The 14,383-nt window shown below is 34.9% G+C and carries 15 protein-coding genes and 2 pseudogenes; 7 read left to right on the top strand and 10 right to left on the bottom strand.

Annotated elements, in window-relative coordinates; genetic code table 11:
- Positions 1 to 2 precede the first annotated feature (2 nt).
- Positions 3 to 479: an SDR family NAD(P)-dependent oxidoreductase gene (locus GHI93_RS12945; RefSeq protein ID WP_211368864.1), complete on the top strand. Its 477-nt coding sequence runs from the start codon at positions 3 to 5 to the stop codon at positions 477 to 479.
- Between the two features lie 606 nt (positions 480 to 1,085).
- Here the strand turns inward: GHI93_RS12945 and GHI93_RS00160 are convergent.
- The 6 genes from GHI93_RS00160 to GHI93_RS00135 are packed head-to-tail and all read right to left on the bottom strand — an operon-like array spanning position 1,086 to position 4,834.
- A complete protein-coding gene (locus GHI93_RS00160) occupies positions 1,086 to 1,610 on the bottom strand; it encodes a DUF1307 domain-containing protein (protein ID WP_170272343.1) in 525 nt (174 codons plus the stop codon).
- Positions 1,591 to 2,232, bottom strand: coding sequence for an ABC transporter ATP-binding protein (locus tag GHI93_RS00155; protein WP_153494495.1), 642 nt, complete (start codon positions 2,230 to 2,232; stop codon positions 1,591 to 1,593). The genes GHI93_RS00160 and GHI93_RS00155 overlap by 20 nt, the downstream gene beginning before the upstream one ends.
- A gap of 9 nt (positions 2,233 to 2,241) precedes the next feature.
- Entirely contained in the window at positions 2,242 to 2,916 is a 675-nt protein-coding gene (locus GHI93_RS00150) for a hypothetical protein (RefSeq protein WP_153494493.1), read from the bottom strand.
- On the bottom strand, positions 2,906 to 3,589 hold the full coding sequence (locus tag GHI93_RS00145; RefSeq protein WP_153494491.1) for a hypothetical protein: 684 nt from the start codon (positions 3,587 to 3,589) through the stop codon (positions 2,906 to 2,908). Before GHI93_RS00145 ends, GHI93_RS00150 begins: the two co-directional genes overlap by 11 nt.
- The gene (locus GHI93_RS00140; protein ID WP_153494489.1) at positions 3,582 to 4,376 is read right to left on the bottom strand and encodes a hypothetical protein; all 795 of its coding nucleotides are present in this window, start codon (positions 4,374 to 4,376) and stop codon (positions 3,582 to 3,584) included. The genes GHI93_RS00145 and GHI93_RS00140 overlap by 8 nt, the downstream gene beginning before the upstream one ends.
- 56 nt (positions 4,377 to 4,432) lie before the next feature.
- Positions 4,433 to 4,834 carry a hypothetical protein gene (locus tag GHI93_RS00135; RefSeq protein WP_153494487.1) on the bottom strand — a complete coding sequence of 134 codons (402 nt, stop codon included), beginning with the start codon at positions 4,832 to 4,834 and terminating at the stop codon, positions 4,433 to 4,435.
- Positions 4,835 to 5,164: 330 nt separating this feature from the next.
- Between GHI93_RS00135 and GHI93_RS00130 the strand changes: the two genes are divergently transcribed.
- Positions 5,165 to 5,746 (top strand): recombinase family protein, encoded by a 582-nt coding sequence (locus GHI93_RS00130; protein ID WP_153494486.1) that lies wholly within the window; start codon positions 5,165 to 5,167, stop codon positions 5,744 to 5,746.
- Between the two features lie 230 nt (positions 5,747 to 5,976).
- A complete protein-coding gene (locus GHI93_RS00125) occupies positions 5,977 to 6,396 on the top strand; it encodes a YjdF family protein (RefSeq protein WP_343030279.1) in 420 nt (139 codons plus the stop codon).
- A gap of 300 nt (positions 6,397 to 6,696) precedes the next feature.
- On the opposite strand, the gene GHI93_RS00120 is transcribed toward GHI93_RS00125, so the two are convergent.
- The 3 genes and pseudogenes from GHI93_RS00120 to GHI93_RS00110 all read right to left on the bottom strand — a co-directional run bounded on the left by GHI93_RS00120 (position 6,697) and on the right by GHI93_RS00110 (position 9,608).
- Positions 6,697 to 7,635 carry a hypothetical protein gene (locus GHI93_RS00120; protein ID WP_170272342.1) on the bottom strand — a complete coding sequence of 313 codons (939 nt, stop codon included), beginning with the start codon at positions 7,633 to 7,635 and terminating at the stop codon, positions 6,697 to 6,699.
- Between the two features lie 564 nt (positions 7,636 to 8,199).
- Positions 8,200 to 8,351: pseudogene (locus GHI93_RS00115) on the bottom strand (IS3-like element IS1068 family transposase); the annotation flags it as partial.
- 57 nt (positions 8,352 to 8,408) lie between these two features.
- Positions 8,409 to 9,608, bottom strand: a pseudogene (locus tag GHI93_RS00110) (IS3 family transposase).
- Positions 9,609 to 9,774: 166 nt separating this feature from the next.
- Here GHI93_RS00110 and GHI93_RS00100 point away from each other — a divergent pair.
- The 3 genes from GHI93_RS00100 to GHI93_RS00090 are packed head-to-tail and all read left to right on the top strand — an operon-like array spanning position 9,775 to position 12,030.
- Positions 9,775 to 10,035, top strand: coding sequence for a hypothetical protein (locus GHI93_RS00100; protein WP_153494481.1), 261 nt, complete (start codon positions 9,775 to 9,777; stop codon positions 10,033 to 10,035).
- A gap of 3 nt (positions 10,036 to 10,038) precedes the next feature.
- Entirely contained in the window at positions 10,039 to 10,404 is a 366-nt protein-coding gene (locus tag GHI93_RS00095; RefSeq protein ID WP_153494479.1) for a plasmid mobilization protein, read from the top strand.
- A gap of 3 nt (positions 10,405 to 10,407) precedes the next feature.
- Positions 10,408 to 12,030: a relaxase/mobilization nuclease domain-containing protein gene (locus tag GHI93_RS00090; protein WP_153494477.1), complete on the top strand. Its 1,623-nt coding sequence runs from the start codon at positions 10,408 to 10,410 to the stop codon at positions 12,028 to 12,030.
- A gap of 6 nt (positions 12,031 to 12,036) precedes the next feature.
- Here the strand turns inward: GHI93_RS00090 and GHI93_RS00085 are convergent, their stop codons facing one another.
- Positions 12,037 to 12,984 (bottom strand): Rgg family transcriptional regulator, encoded by a 948-nt coding sequence (locus GHI93_RS00085; RefSeq protein ID WP_153494475.1) that lies wholly within the window; start codon positions 12,982 to 12,984, stop codon positions 12,037 to 12,039.
- 370 nt (positions 12,985 to 13,354) lie between these two features.
- On the opposite strand from GHI93_RS00085, the gene GHI93_RS00080 reads away from it, so the two are divergent.
- Complete coding sequence (locus GHI93_RS00080; RefSeq protein WP_153494473.1) at positions 13,355 to 13,936, top strand: TetR/AcrR family transcriptional regulator; 582 nt, start codon at positions 13,355 to 13,357, stop codon at positions 13,934 to 13,936.
- The last annotated feature ends 447 nt before the right edge of the window (positions 13,937 to 14,383 follow it).

The raw sequence follows: 14,383 nt of genomic DNA, 5'->3' as shown, positions 1-14,383 counted from the left end.
ATTTGAGTAGTATAGCGAGTCGTCAAGGAAACATAAATTTTGAAGATTTTCAATCAGAAAAAGAATATGTACCAATGAAAGCATATTCTCAATCTAAATTAGCTATGCTCTTGTTCACACGTGAATTGCAAAAGCAAAGTGATAAAAAAGGTTGGGGTATAACGTCTGTTTCTGCTCATCCAGGTGTTTCAAGAACCAATCTAATTGTTAATGGTTCTGGTAAAAATAGCTTGGCGGGAATAGCAAGACGCACCTTAGGAAATATTCTTTTCCAACCGGCATCCCATGGCGCATGGGCAACACTGTTTGCGGCGACTGAACCGGATGTGAAAAAAGGAGCGTATTATGGCCCATCTAGATTAAGAGAAACAAGAGGGTATCCTAAAGAAGCTCATATTATCTCACAAGCTATGGATGATTCAGTAGCTGATAAATTATGGAATTTATCTATAAGATTAACCCACGTATCATTCATATGAGAAAATAGGCTTAAGGCCTAAAATATTATGATTTATCCAAATAGAAATACTTGGATTTTTCTTTTCTATTTTCTTTCCTCTTTTTTTTAGTTTCCGGAATTTCTCCATATTTCCTATAGTGGTTTACCCATGTACAAAGCAATCCCATCTTATGAATTAGGAATTCATAAGATAGAATCATGAGGGTGAATTCCAACAACTAAAAAAGGAGCAAATTGATGTAATTAAAGTCGATGGATTAAGAAAATTTAAAAAAAGGATAACGGATTTACACTGATTGTTTCTATAACACTAAATTATATACGTTACAATAATAGAAGCTCTGAAGGATACAATTTACTTTTGCCTACTAGTGCTCAGTACATAGATTCACTGGTTCCCCCGATCAAAAAATATAGTTTTAATAACGAAAAAATTGTTCAAAAATGGTGGTTTATTTATGAAGATGGAAATTTAAAGGTAGACAAGTTCAAATAGGCTAAAAAACCAACTCATAACTTAATTGTTTTGAGTTTTTATTGTATATTAGTATCATTTGTTTTCAAAAAGAGGGGACATCCTATTGATGTCTCCTCTTTTTGAGTGTGAGAAACTCCCGCTATAAATTTATGGTGCGTAGCCGTGTTCAAAGTGGTCGGCTTTTAAAGTTTCAATTGATTTTTTAAGACTTACTTTCTTATCTTTTGATAGATCACCATGGCTTAACTCCCCTGTTAAATCAGAAATATCCGTTGGATTAATTTTCTCATAATCAAAGAGAATGTTTTCACGAATCATGGCCTTTCCTTTGTCGTCCGTTGAATAATCGATTTTTGTGGATATGCCACGAATCCCGTGATATTTTTTATATAAACCATTATATTTTGATTTATAATTTTCTTTGTTAATTCCTTTTAAATCATCAGGAATCGCATCCCGAATAAATGTTTCTTGTTTTATGACATGGTCCTCTTTAGAGTGAAATGTGATAATGATTGATTTGTTTCCATCAGAGGTTGTTTTTTTATATTCTTGCTTTGTTACAGAAAATCGGGATCCTGGCATACACGCAGATAGGGAAAAAATCGCGATGAAAAACAGTGAAAAAATCGCGAATGATTGAAGTAATTTTTTATAAACGTTTCGTTTCATTAATGGCTCCATTTTCTATTTCCGTTATCGTATCACACAACTCTTTGATTTCATAATCATTGTGTGATGCAATAATAATCGTTTTTCCTTCAACTTTCAATTGATTCATAAGTTCATTAAATTTTAAAATGGATTTTTTATCAATTCCATTTGTAGGTTCATCCAGAATAATTAACTCCTGATGTTCCATAACGGCTTGTATGATTCCAAGTTTTTGCTTCATTCCTAAAGAAAATGATTTCACTTTCTTATCCTTATACTCTGCTAAACTAAAGAAATCTAATAACCACAAAACATAGCTTTCATCATAACTATTGTTAATTTCTGCTAAATATTTTAGATTATTTAGTGCAGTATCATTAAGTATAAAACCTGGTGTTTCTAATATAAGTCCGATAGGTACTGGGGGCCGTTCTCCAAATTTAACTGGTTTAGAATCAATTTGGATTTTTCCTGAATCTAATTTAATAAATCCACAAAGCGCTCGAAAAAGCATCGTTTTCCCTGATCCGTTAGAACCGATAACTCCATTAATACTTCCTTTTTCAAAGGAAAGGCTGACATCTTGGAAAATATTCTTGTCTTTAATTTTTTTATTTATATTATTGATTTCAATATACATGATTTCTCCTTATTTTATTTCTTTCATGTAGAGTAACTGAAGCGTGAAGAGATGAACTCCAGCGATTAAGAGCACTAACCATACTGTTTGCCAAACTTCTGAGATTTTCACTATTTTATACATCATATTACTTAGACCTAGCAAAAGAACCAAATCGATAAAGTAGCCAAGATAGAGTAGCCCTAGAGTGTCAAATAAGTTAAGAAGTAAAATCAAAAGTTCAAGTAACAAGATTTGAATAAAGACTTGATAAGGATTTATTCTTATAGGGGAAGAGGCAATAACATGGCTAATCACGTGAGTGAGCCCAATGAAGATCACAGAATATGTGATAGAAAATAGGAATGAAAACAAACCTTTAATTTTATAATCATGACTTCTAATATAAATTAAGAGATGTGTATTATTGAGGTAAAAATAAAAGATAGAACCAGGGATGAAGAGTCCAATACTGTAAAGGAAGATACTTGACATATTTTGAATTATATTTGCTATAACATTTGGAGCTTTTACAGCCAAGAGAGAATTTGCAAAAATGGTGGGAGAAAATTCAAGCACAGGGGCTATGCTTCGATAGCCAATATATTTAGAAGTTAATATGACCAAAAAGAAGAAAAATAAGATTAGTCTTTCTAAATTATTTTTCCTTAATAGTTGAAAAAAGTATTTTATTTCAAGTTTCATAATTTCTCCCATAATATTCTTTGCGTTCAAGCGCTACAGTGATCCAATAAATTAAAACAAGCAAAGTACCAACAAAAAGTAAAATGGTCAAGGGCAGTGAAAATCCGTATCCGATGTAGTCCTTGTTTGAATAAAATGAAAAAATTGCAAACTTGATTGAGTTGAATTTTCCTACTGGAAGAGCAGCACCCACAAAAAGTATGATTAATTGTTCACCCATCCATAAATATCTATTTTTAAAATAGATGCATCCAATGTATTGAGACAAACCAATAAAAAATAACATCATGAATGCTCGTAATGCCCCCTCAATAAGTAGCATGGAGGGGAAGGCATCATTTGAAGGAGTAGAGAAAAAATATGGAAGTATTTTTAATATTGTGTATAGCATCGAAAATAGAGCGATTATCAACAAGTTTTGCTTCATTTGAGCCGTTTTATCGATTCTTATCTGTTGCTCTGGACGATTATTTTTTATCACAACAGCAATAGTGATAAGAAAAGGGATTGCGGTTCCAAAGCAAAAATACAAGCAGAAAGACAAAGGTACAAGAATATGAGACGTCTCCGCGTTAAAATTGATTAACCAATATACAAAGGACAATGGCACCAATAGTAGAATCATTTTATCTCTTAATATCAAGCGTAAAGCAAATTTTGAAATTTTAGTCAAGGGTGTCGCTCCTATCAAGTTTGATCACTAATCCCCCGATGATAAAAACAAACAGGACGAGGTAAACGAGCATGCCCCATACTCCACGATTCGATGTATAGGAAAAATTTAAGAAACTATTAAGAGAATAGCTACTCAAGCCAATGGCAAATGTCACCAGATAAATAATAAAGGAAGCTATAAAAGGAGCTAACATTTCTATAACAACTTTAGGATAAATAAAGCTTAGTGAGAGACTAAGAAGAGAAAAGAATCCCGAGAAAACAAAAATGAGGAGGACAAGTAATATAATGGTTACCGCTGGCATCCGATTAAAGAGTGCATCTCCCCAAAAATCTGTTTGAAAAACAGGATATTCAGAATGCTTTGGTATTTTATCGAAATGTGGAAAATTAATCCAAGCCACCATCAGATTTAAAACAACAGGAAAAACCCCTGCAATTCCTCCTAATAAAAATGAAGTAAATAAAAGTGAGTTTTGATAAATTTTCTTTTTACAGCGAGATAAGACAAAGAGATTTCTTCTTGCTCTTACCTCACTTCCCCACAGTGCTCCTCCTAATAAAGAGGCTAAAAAGGGGATAAAAAACAAATATACATCTGTTCCGATACCAATTCCGTCAAATGTGATCACATAATTTATAAAATTCCTGTTTTCCAACTGATTCCAATCATTAGTAGTATAAACATTAATATAAAATATAAGCACACTTATGGCAATAATTGCAAGAAACCTGAGGCTAAATAAATTTTTTTTTAGATGATATTGTATTATGTTTTTATTCATATTTTTTTCCTCTGTTAATGAAAGAGAGGAGATAAACTCCTCCTTACATCAATATTTTAATAAGAATCGGGGCTCCAAACACCATAAGCTGTTTCAGAATACGGACGCCATGCATTATTTTCAATAGCCATACGAACTCTAACATTCCCGTATAATTCATGGGCGTCTCCGTGTACCTTAGCATAACTTCCACGATTTACTTTAGTCTTAGGAGAATTCACCTCCACACCATTATGGAGTTGCATCCAAGCATTCACAGCACCAGCTTGAGAACCAGAGCTTAAAGTAATATAGCCGGGTGTGGTTTCATACTTCCACTGGGGGGCAGTATAATGATTGTCTTTTCCCCAAGGAACGGTATCACCCCAATTGCTATCTGTGTGACCATTTGCTAAAACGGGTGCAGCCACTGCTAAGCAGGCTACTCCTGAAATTAATAAAAGCAACTTTTTTTTCATAAAGATCTCCTTTTTTATCTGATGAATCCTCAGTATTGAAAATCCATAACTATAAATGATTGCCCTTACATTATACACCTTTGAATAAGATTGTCAATACTTTCTTAAATAAAACTTAATGTTATCCTAGTATATTATTTAACAATAAAAAATAATATTAAGTAATCTGCTAACGATAAACATTTCAAAATATTGAAATTTAGGAATATCTGATATTTTTTATAAGAACACAACTAGCTCATAACTTAACAGTTTTGAGCTTTTTTAATGTATACTGATATTAAAGGAATAAAGCGAGCTCTCAACTGGGGCTCATAAGTGGAGGTAAAAATGAAGCTTGGGTATGCACGCGTGAGTACGAATGATCAAAAATTAGAAACGCAAATCGAATTGCTTAAATCTGCGGGAGCAGAAGCAATTTATCAAGAAAAATTTACGGGAACAACCACAGATCGCCCCGAATTTACAAAGTTAATTCATTTACTTCAAAGGGATGATTGTCTGATCGTCACAAAATTAGATCGTTTTGCAAGAAATACTCGAGAAGCGCTTGAAATTATTCAACAACTTTTTGAGCGTGGAATCAACGTCCATATCTTGAATATGGGAATCATTGATAATACCCCAACGGGCCAACTGATTTTTACGATGTTTTCTGCTTTTGCGCAGTTTGAAAGGGACATGATTGTCTCACGGACAAATGAGGGAAAACGCTATGCCAAACTCAATGATAAGAATTTTAAAGAAGGACGGCCTCAAAAATTCTCGGAAGAACAAATTCAATTTGCTTATGAATTGAAGCAACAGGGGATGACCTATAAAATGATTGAGCGGAAAACAGGAATCAGCATTGCGACTCAAAAAAGAAGGTTTATAAAGGTAAAAAATCAAACGATTGATAAAGATTGTTGAAATGTATTTTAGTTAACGAAGATTTGTGGGAATGATAATGGAGCAAGCATCTATGGTGATAGGGGATTGTTTGTTTTGTGATTATCAACTTTAATGAGAGAATCTATGATATAATCATAGATAGAAGATAAAAACACATCCCGGTAGGTAGTCCGGGAGCGACAGTAGTCGTCAGTAACCTGCCTCCTTGGTTGTCCCTTCTTCTGCTTTAAGATAAAGGAGGGATTGCAGTGAAGAAGATAGGTGCAACATTGACGGTGTTGTTCAAAAAACCATTCTGGGTTGGTATTTTTGAGAGAAGGTATGATGACAAGATTGAGGTCGCTAAAGTAATCTTTGGGAAAGAGCCTAAAGATTATGAGGTTTACGATTTTGTTTTGACCCAATACTATAACTTGAAATTTAGCCCAGCAATCAAAACTGAAGTGATTAATGATAGGAAAATCAATCCAAAACGATTACAGAAATTAGCTAAGAAACAAGCTTCTGAGGTTGGTATTGGAACGAAGGCCCAACAAGCACTGAAGGTCCAACAGGAAGAGCGAAAATTGGAACGCACGAAAAGTAGTCGTGCACAACGAGAGGCTAAAAAGCAGAAACAATTTGAACTCAGACAAAAGAAACGTTATGAAAAACACAGAGGTCATTAATTTGCTTCCTTGTACTAATGTCAAATATTTAGACACTAATTCGTATGGTTTTGCTTAATAAAAAAATCACCTATCATATAGGGGAGGAAACCCCTATAAAATAGATGAATTTCATAATCTGTTTATAAAATAGTTCCCAATCATTTTGAATAATTACTATAGAGTGCTATTCAAAATGACGTTTGTTCTTTTACAAAGCCGCCTTTATAAATCAATTTATACAAACTGCTTAAAACTCTGTTTTGAGCAGTTTGTAATATCTAAAAGTTAATTTATTTAAAAGATATATTCCATATTTTATTATACTGCTGGTAATTCATCGATAATCTTAAAAATCTCTTCATCAGACATGCGGGAAAAAGAATGTCTGTGCTTCTTATATTCCAAAAGTACTTCAGGATTTTCCTTTATGAAATCCCTATTAATAGATTTTATCGAACGTCCTTTTTGTCTATCTTTTATAGTTCGTTTAGTATAAGGCTTTAAAGAACCATTCAAAAGTCGCCCAAAACCTTTTTCAAACTCCTTCTCAACAATAAGTGGAATTATGTTATCATTATTAAATTTTCTAGCCTCATAACTGGGGGTACGGCAAACTATATCTTTAGGGATTAAAATTAGTTTTTCATAACGACCGTTTGGAGATTCAGGTCCTGGTAATTCGACTTTTATATTTTCCCAACATTCTTGTTCTAGATTTAGTATAGGGCCAGAATTAACTTCATATTTTGGTATGTCATATTTTTTACACATCTTTTGTGTAAATTCAATTAATTCTTTTCGAATGATATTTGCGATTATATCTGAAATCATATCTGGCCCAATACCATCAATCATAAATGCAGTATCTTCTAAATCCTCCAATAAACCACTACTCACCGCTTTTGATTCAGACAGTGCATCATATAATTTCTTAGCTCGATCATCCCCTACCCCCTTACCATTCGAGGGACCTAATGAATTTCCTAAATGAATTTCATTAGGTTCCCGTAATCCTGAAAGTAAATCTGATGCTTTCTTTTTATTGCCTTGTTTAATATAATTAATCACCTTTTGAAAATAATCTTTGATTATTTTCGTACATTTTTGTCCCCAATTATTATCTAGTGCTATAAATGCTGCTGGATCAATATATAATCTAACATCTGTATCCAATCTTACATCTAAGAATTCAAGTTCTGACTGTGTTTTATTCAAGTTGAAATAACTTGAAACAGTTTTTTTATTATGTTGTTTCAATAATTTACCTCTCGTATGATTTGAAATTTTAAGCAAATTATGCGAGAATAATTTAAAGGTTTTATTTTGCATACTTGCTTAGTAATCTTTATAGATATTGCTCATCTATAATACAACTCCAAGAAATTGCGTTTCTTGGTTTTTTATTTTTACCACATACAATTTAACCACCCCCTTTCCTCATTCTTCAGTATATCACATTCAAAAATAAAAGTCGCTACCTTAATACCTATATATGGTGTTTTTCTCTATTTTTTTTAAAAAAAACACTACATATAGTGTTTTTTCTTAAAATCTCAAAATTCAACAAAGAATTTTCAGAAAAATCCGTAAATCGCTCCTCCAATGCGCTATGCAAGGCAAGCTGAAAAAAGACTGGCTTTTCTGATAGACGATAAAACAGCTGTTCCTAAAATCTTATTGTCTAGATGACATAAAGATACAAATGTTCCAATTGAGTATAGATATTATTCGCAAATAATATTTCCAACCTATCGTTGAATGAACCTTAATTAGATCAATATTTAATAGCAAAATAGCAGACTAAAACAACTGTCCTTTTTATTTTAGTCTTATTCTCTTCCCATGATGTTTCAAGAGAAATTCAAAACGTTTTACTTGCTTCGCTTCAAGAAGACCCGGAATTTTTTTAGAAGTTCAAGTTCCTCCTGAAGATAATGATTTTCTTTCTCTAACAATTTAATCTTATGTTGGGCACACTTCAACAGAACAAATTTGGAATAATGTCAAATAATTAGACACAAAAATGGAAATTAAATTTTAAAATACTCCATTTCTTTCTGGTTAGGCGTTAATTCTTGGTTGGCAGAATGAGGATTGTAGTTGTTGTAAAAACATTCAATGTATTCAAAACAAGAAAGTTGTACTTCTTGAATGGAATGAAAAGTCTTCCGATTGATTTCCCGAAGTTTCAGATACTTGAAAAAGACCTCAGTGACAGAATTATCATAGGGGTAACCAGGTTTAGAATAGGAAGCTAGAATATTATTTTCATCCAAGAGTTTTCTGAATGCTTGGGTTTTAAATTGTGAGCCCTGGTCAGAATGAAAAATCAAAGATTGAGTAGGTTTTCTTGATTTGATTGCTTGTTGAAGCGTCTCAATGGCCAACTGCGCATCAATCTTAGGACTAATTTTCCAAGCAATCACTTTTCGTGAAAATAAATCAAGAATGGCGCAAAGATAAACAAATTTCTTAGGACCAATAGAAATATAAGTGAAATCAGTTGTCCAAACTTGATTAGGGGCGCTAGGATTGAACTGCTGTTTGAGGAGATTAGGCGACTGATGTGGGTTCTGCTTATCCCTATTATTATGCGGTTTAAAGGTTGACATTTTAGGAAGTGCCATTGTTTTCATAAGACGATAAATTCGTCCTTCGGAAAGTTTTACGCCATAATCACGCAGAAGAATGACTTTAATTTTACGTGTCCCAAGTCTTTTCTTTGATTGGATGTAAATCTCTAAAATAAGCTTTCGATACTTTTGATTTTCAAGGTCACGTTTTGAGGGGGTGTGATTAAGAAGTTGATAGTAGGTGGAGCGATTGACACGTAACACGCGACACAGCGTTTGTATCACGTGTTCGAATCGCAGTCGATAGATGGCTTCAAGTCTTATTTTGAGTTTTGCATGAAGATGGCACTTGCTTTTGTTGCCATACGACTTGCAGACTCTGTCTGCTTAGCGAGTATGGACAGCGTAGTGAAACGAAGATAGAATAAGGTTCTCCTCTTCTAATTGTGCCAAGCGTTTCTGAAGGTCTTGAATTTGCTTAGCAGTCATCACGGTATTATCTTCAAGTTTGACCTCAGAGTATTGTTTAATCCACTTTGATAGGGTAGAAGAGGAAACGCCATAATCGCGACAGAGGTCTGCTTGAGGTTTGCCAGTTTGGTAGAGATTGACGAGGGATTGCTTGAATTCCTCGTCGTAGCGTTGATGATAGGTCATAGCAAGCCTTTCTGTTTTGTGTCTTATGAGACAAAATATAACACATTATTTTGTGTCCATTTTTATAGTATATATCCAGTTGCAGAGTTGTGTGAGGCCAAAGCAACGATTCAGCAGTTGTCAGAGGCAGAAGTGAACACCTTGATTGAAGATATTTTGGTAGCTTATGGGAAAAAATAAAGAGAAAAGTTTCTCAGAAAAAAGTGCTCTGGGGGATTGGGGGACCCCCAAAAAACTTATGGAAAGCGTCGAACGAGTTTCGGCGCTTTTTATAAATTTTGTGTTTGGATATCCAAACACTATGCTTGCAAGAAGGAAAGACTTTCCTTTAGTCTGGGAGAAAGGCTGTTTCTCCCAAATGGGGTGCAGGGGAAAAGCTGGGTTTCCCCTGCCCGATTTTGGAACAAAAGGGGGAAGGATAAGATAAAAAATGAAAGGAAAGAGCACTCAGGAAAATCGAACCCGTTCTCATCAACGGCTTATTCGATTTAATGATGAAGAAAATGACTATATCAATGCCAAAGTAGAAGCGAGTCCCTTTAATAATTTTCAAAACTTTGCACGGATTTTGCTTATCACAGGGGAAGTCCATTTCACGGATTACTCAGAACTCAAAAGGCTCAACTTTGAGGTCAATCGGATTGGGAATAACATCAATCAGTTGACCAAACTGGCGCATGAGTTTCAGGGAATTTCACCTGCGGATATTCAACAGTTGCAAGCTCAGAGGATTCATCTAACAGCTATGGTAAGTGAGCAACTAAAGCAAGTCAAAAAAGAAGAGAGGCGGTTATAGCAGATGGTTTATACCAAACATTTTGCGATTCACACTATTGATCGCTTGCGCAATTCTAAGGATTATATTGAGAATGCCGCAAAGACCTTGGTCGAAAAATCCGAAGTGATAGGGCATTTGGATAATATCTTTCCCTATATGATGAATGATGAAAAGACTTTTTCCAAACAGTTGGTGTCAGGTTACATGATTCATAATGTCTATGAAGCCTCGGAGGAGTTCATTGCGACCAAACAACTCGCCGCCAAGGAAAACGGCGAGCACTTTGTTTTTAATCCAAAAACCAAGCGTTTAGAGTTCTCCTTAAAAAGTTTGGAGCGCGCAAAAAATGGGAAGCAGGCGGTGCTGGCTTATCACTTGATTCAATCTTTTTCTCCTGAAGACGGCTTAAGCCCTGAAGAAGTTCATGAGTTGGGCCGACAAACGGTTATGGAATTAACAAGTGGGGAGTATGAGTTTGTCATTGCGACCCACGTCGATAAAGCCCATCTGCATAATCACATTGTTTTTAATTCGACAAACGCGATGACAGGTAAACAGTTTGAGTGGCAGTTGCCCCGCTTAAAAAATGGCAAGACCAAGGACATGACCTATGAAGCCTTTCAAAAAATTTCAGATCGGATTGCCTCAAAAGCAGGTGCCAAAATCATTGAGTTCTCCCCAAAAAATTCTCATGCCAAGTACACTAAGTGGCAGACGGAAAATATTTTCAAGTCGCGGATTAAGTCCCGTTTGGATTTTCTACTGGAGCATTCGCTCGACTTGGACGATTTCAAAACAAAAGCTAAGGCTCTCAACTTAGCCGTGGATTTTTCAGGCAAGTGGGCAACTTATCGCTTACTAGATGATGTACAAGTGAGAAATACCCGCGGGCGAAATTTGGTCAAGTCTGACCCAGAGCGCTATAATCTGGATCGAATTGAAGCACACCTGAAAAAGAATACGGGGACGTTTTCGGTGGAGGATGTGGTCAATCAGTACGAAGAAAAAATCGAAAGCGTTAAAAACGATTTCGATTATCAAGTCACGATTGAACCTTGGCAAATTGACCATGTTACAACAAAGGGGCTTTACATCAATGTGGATTTTGGAATTGCGCAGCGTGGCATCATCTTTATCGGTGCTTATAAGACCGACCTGCTAGAAGACGGTAATTATAATCTTTATCTCAAAACCAACGATTATTTTTACTTCATGGACACAGCAGGCGCAGTCAATAATCGGTTCGCCAAAGAAAAAGTGATTTCGACGATTGACGAATTGACCGATGCCATTAACTTTTTAGCCAGTCACGGTGTGACGGAAGGTGGCGAGCAGTTGGTGCGATTAGAGCAGCAACTGCTTGAAGTGGTACAAGAGGCAAAGGATAGATTGAATGAACTCGACCAGAAAATCAGAGACTTGAATGAGTCGGCTAAAGAATTGATTGTCAGCAATGATGACGGAGTTGAAGACGAAGCACTTGAGCAGATCAAAAGTCAAATTAACTCTGTTAAGGTTAGTCGTGATTTGTTAAAAGAGCGGTATGATGAGGCAATATCAGAGGGGAATATTTATCAGGAGCTTATTTCTTATCATGAGAATCAGAAGAAAATAAAAAGTTCAGGAAATATTTTTTTAGCATAGAGCTTTTTATTCTTCTTTGTTTGCGTCTTCTCGGTCGTATGGAACTAGCCCCCTTGCATTTGGATGCTTTATCATATCTTCAATTTCTTCACGGCATATAGCCGCTGTTCCTGTGCAACCATAGAGTTCAAGGGCTGATAGATGAGCCTTCATGGTTTCTAAGCTCTCGGTATGTCCAGTAAGGTAGTCACATTTCGCTTTTAGGTAAACAAGACCTGATTTTTCGTAGTAAAAATTTTCTGGAATCCCGTATTGTTCTAAATGTTTGATGATACTTTTTGCAGCTGTATATTGTTTTTGAAGTAAAAGACTATCAAGAATATTCAGTTCACACAAGATGATTTGACGTTTAACGTGAGGGGAAACTTCATTTTTAGTGGCAAAGAAGATGACACGATCCGAGATTTCTGTGAGTTGAATAAAATCAAAGAGACGAGATGTCCAACCGAGGAGTCTTAATTCATAGTATCCCCAATATCTGGTGTTTTTGAGATAATCTCTTATCCTGTCAGCATCAGTTTTAGGAATTTTGAATTCAGGGTCGATAAGCGATAGGACAGCTTCTGCCATAATTCGGTCAAGTGTAAATTTGTCAAGATTAGAGTTGTCTTTTTCTTGATTTTCAAGGTTTTTGATTATTTCTTCCAGTGTAGGAGCATCCTGGAGGGTGTAGGCCTTTCCGACCATATCTACATAAAGAAAAATATCTTTTTTTACTAGATGGTTATTTAGGGCATGAAAATATTCCGCAGGATCTACCTTGATATTTAGCAGAAAGTTGAAAAATGTATCTACGGCGGGGATGTTTCCGCCTTTTTCAAAGCGTGAGAGATTTCCTTGAAGTGTTTTACCACCTGCTGCTACAGTTTGGGAGATATGTTTGGTTTCTCGTAAGATCTGGAATACTTCACCGTAGCTCTTTCTGAGAAGTTCTTTTTTTGCTTCATTTTCCATAATTTACTCCAATCACGATAAATTTTTTATTATTCTATTATACCATTTCAAGCCAAAAAATATGTAGATTGGCATAATATATGCGGATTTAGCATAGGATTTAAAGATGAAAAAGATATCTCTCGAAATATACTGTGATATAATAGATTATACTTAAACTATGATTGTAAGAGGAAGGAGGCGTGAAAATGAAAAATAAAAAATTGTCAATTGTATTGGTCATGGTTGCTGTATCAGTTTTGATCGCAGCTCAACCCTTATACGCATTTATTATGGGGTAAAAGTATTAATAATAAAGAGTAACAATGCAGTCTGTTTCTTTTTGGATAGAGTGTAAGAAGACTTCCATTTTTTATAAAGGAGAGGTTATATGCTTGTTATTACCAGTGAAACACAACTAAAAATTATTGACGCTTATTTTCGCATCCTTCAGGAAAAACCAGATACGAAAATAATCACACTTGACATGGTAGCTAAGAAAGTTGGAATGCGAAGGGAGAGCATTTATAGGTATCATTTTAAAAATATCGAAGAAATCAGAGACAGGATTCATTATTTGATTGATGGAGGTCTCGAAAAGGAAGCGGTGGAATTCGTGGATGGAAAAACATTTGATATTAATAGCTTTATTGCGAATAAATTATTACCGCTTTTATATGAGAAACGTGATTGGCTAAAAGTCATGTATAGTACTGACATTGATGCAGAGTGGCAATCATTTTTACTAAAAAAGTATGTTCCTATAGTAACAAATTACTTAGAACTAATAGGCGAGGAGGATATCATTCCCAATAAGTTTTTGGCAGAGGTAGCAGTTAAAGAAATTTTAGCTCTTATTTCTACGTGGCTAACTGATGAACAGCCAGAACCTGCTTCTCTTTTTAAAGAAAAGTTCTTATGTGTTTTTCAATACTCCCCCTACGGTATTTTAACTAACTCTAATCACAAATAATTTTACAAAAACTTCGAGCCTCCTAATTGGCGCCGAAGTTTTTTATTTGGCGAAATAGACAAATGTTTCCCAAAAAGAGCTAAAAAGTCGAAAAATCAAGAATAAAGTCATCACAATAACTAAAAAATAGGAAGAAAAAGGTAACACCTTGTGTCCCTAAACAGAATTCAAAAACCCGTAAAGCTTTATAAATCTAGGGGGTATTTTGGTTACCGTTAAAACAGGACACAAGGTGTTACCTAAGCAAAATTCTCTTGCTTGTTTTATTGTGATAGAATGTAATCATAGACAAGAGGTAAAGCGTTTTAGCAAGTACGAAGATAAACTAGCTGATAAAAGGAATACGAATGAGGAGTTACCTTTTGTTAAAGTTTGATAGTCAGCTAATTACTTTACACTTTACCTAACCAATCACTAATATTGTGAATTTATTGGCAGTAAAAGCGT

Origin of the sequence: Lactococcus hircilactis, assembly GCF_009601015.1 — a bacterium.
In the GTDB taxonomy this organism is placed as follows: Bacteria; Bacillota; Bacilli; order Lactobacillales; family Streptococcaceae; genus Lactococcus; species Lactococcus hircilactis.
Note: the sequence above shows the minus strand (reverse complement) of the source record. Positions and strands in the feature narration are given on the sequence as shown.

Bases quoted from the DNA above. Each gene is read 5' to 3' on its own strand.
- GHI93_RS00155 (WP_153494495.1), bottom strand. From the start codon at position 2,232: ATGTATATTGAAATCAATAATATAAATAAAAAAATTAAAGACAAGAAT.
- GHI93_RS00150 (WP_153494493.1), bottom strand. From the start codon at position 2,916: ATGAAACTTGAAATAAAATACTTTTTTCAACTATTAAGGAAAAATAAT.
- GHI93_RS00080 (WP_153494473.1), top strand. From the start codon at position 13,355: ATGCTTGTTATTACCAGTGAAACACAACTAAAAATTATTGACGCTTAT.
- GHI93_RS00085 (WP_153494475.1), bottom strand. From the start codon at position 12,984: ATGGAAAATGAAGCAAAAAAAGAACTTCTCAGAAAGAGCTACGGTGAA.
- GHI93_RS00140 (WP_153494489.1), bottom strand. From the start codon at position 4,376: ATGAATAAAAACATAATACAATATCATCTAAAAAAAAATTTATTTAGC.
- GHI93_RS00160 (WP_170272343.1), bottom strand. From the start codon at position 1,610: ATGAAACGAAACGTTTATAAAAAATTACTTCAATCATTCGCGATTTTT.
- GHI93_RS00090 (WP_153494477.1), top strand. From the start codon at position 10,408: ATGGTTTATACCAAACATTTTGCGATTCACACTATTGATCGCTTGCGC.
- GHI93_RS00135 (WP_153494487.1), bottom strand. From the start codon at position 4,834: ATGAAAAAAAAGTTGCTTTTATTAATTTCAGGAGTAGCCTGCTTAGCA.
- GHI93_RS00130 (WP_153494486.1), top strand. From the start codon at position 5,165: ATGAAGCTTGGGTATGCACGCGTGAGTACGAATGATCAAAAATTAGAA.
- GHI93_RS00100 (WP_153494481.1), top strand. From the start codon at position 9,775: ATGGGAAAAAATAAAGAGAAAAGTTTCTCAGAAAAAAGTGCTCTGGGG.
- GHI93_RS00095 (WP_153494479.1), top strand. From the start codon at position 10,039: ATGAAAGGAAAGAGCACTCAGGAAAATCGAACCCGTTCTCATCAACGG.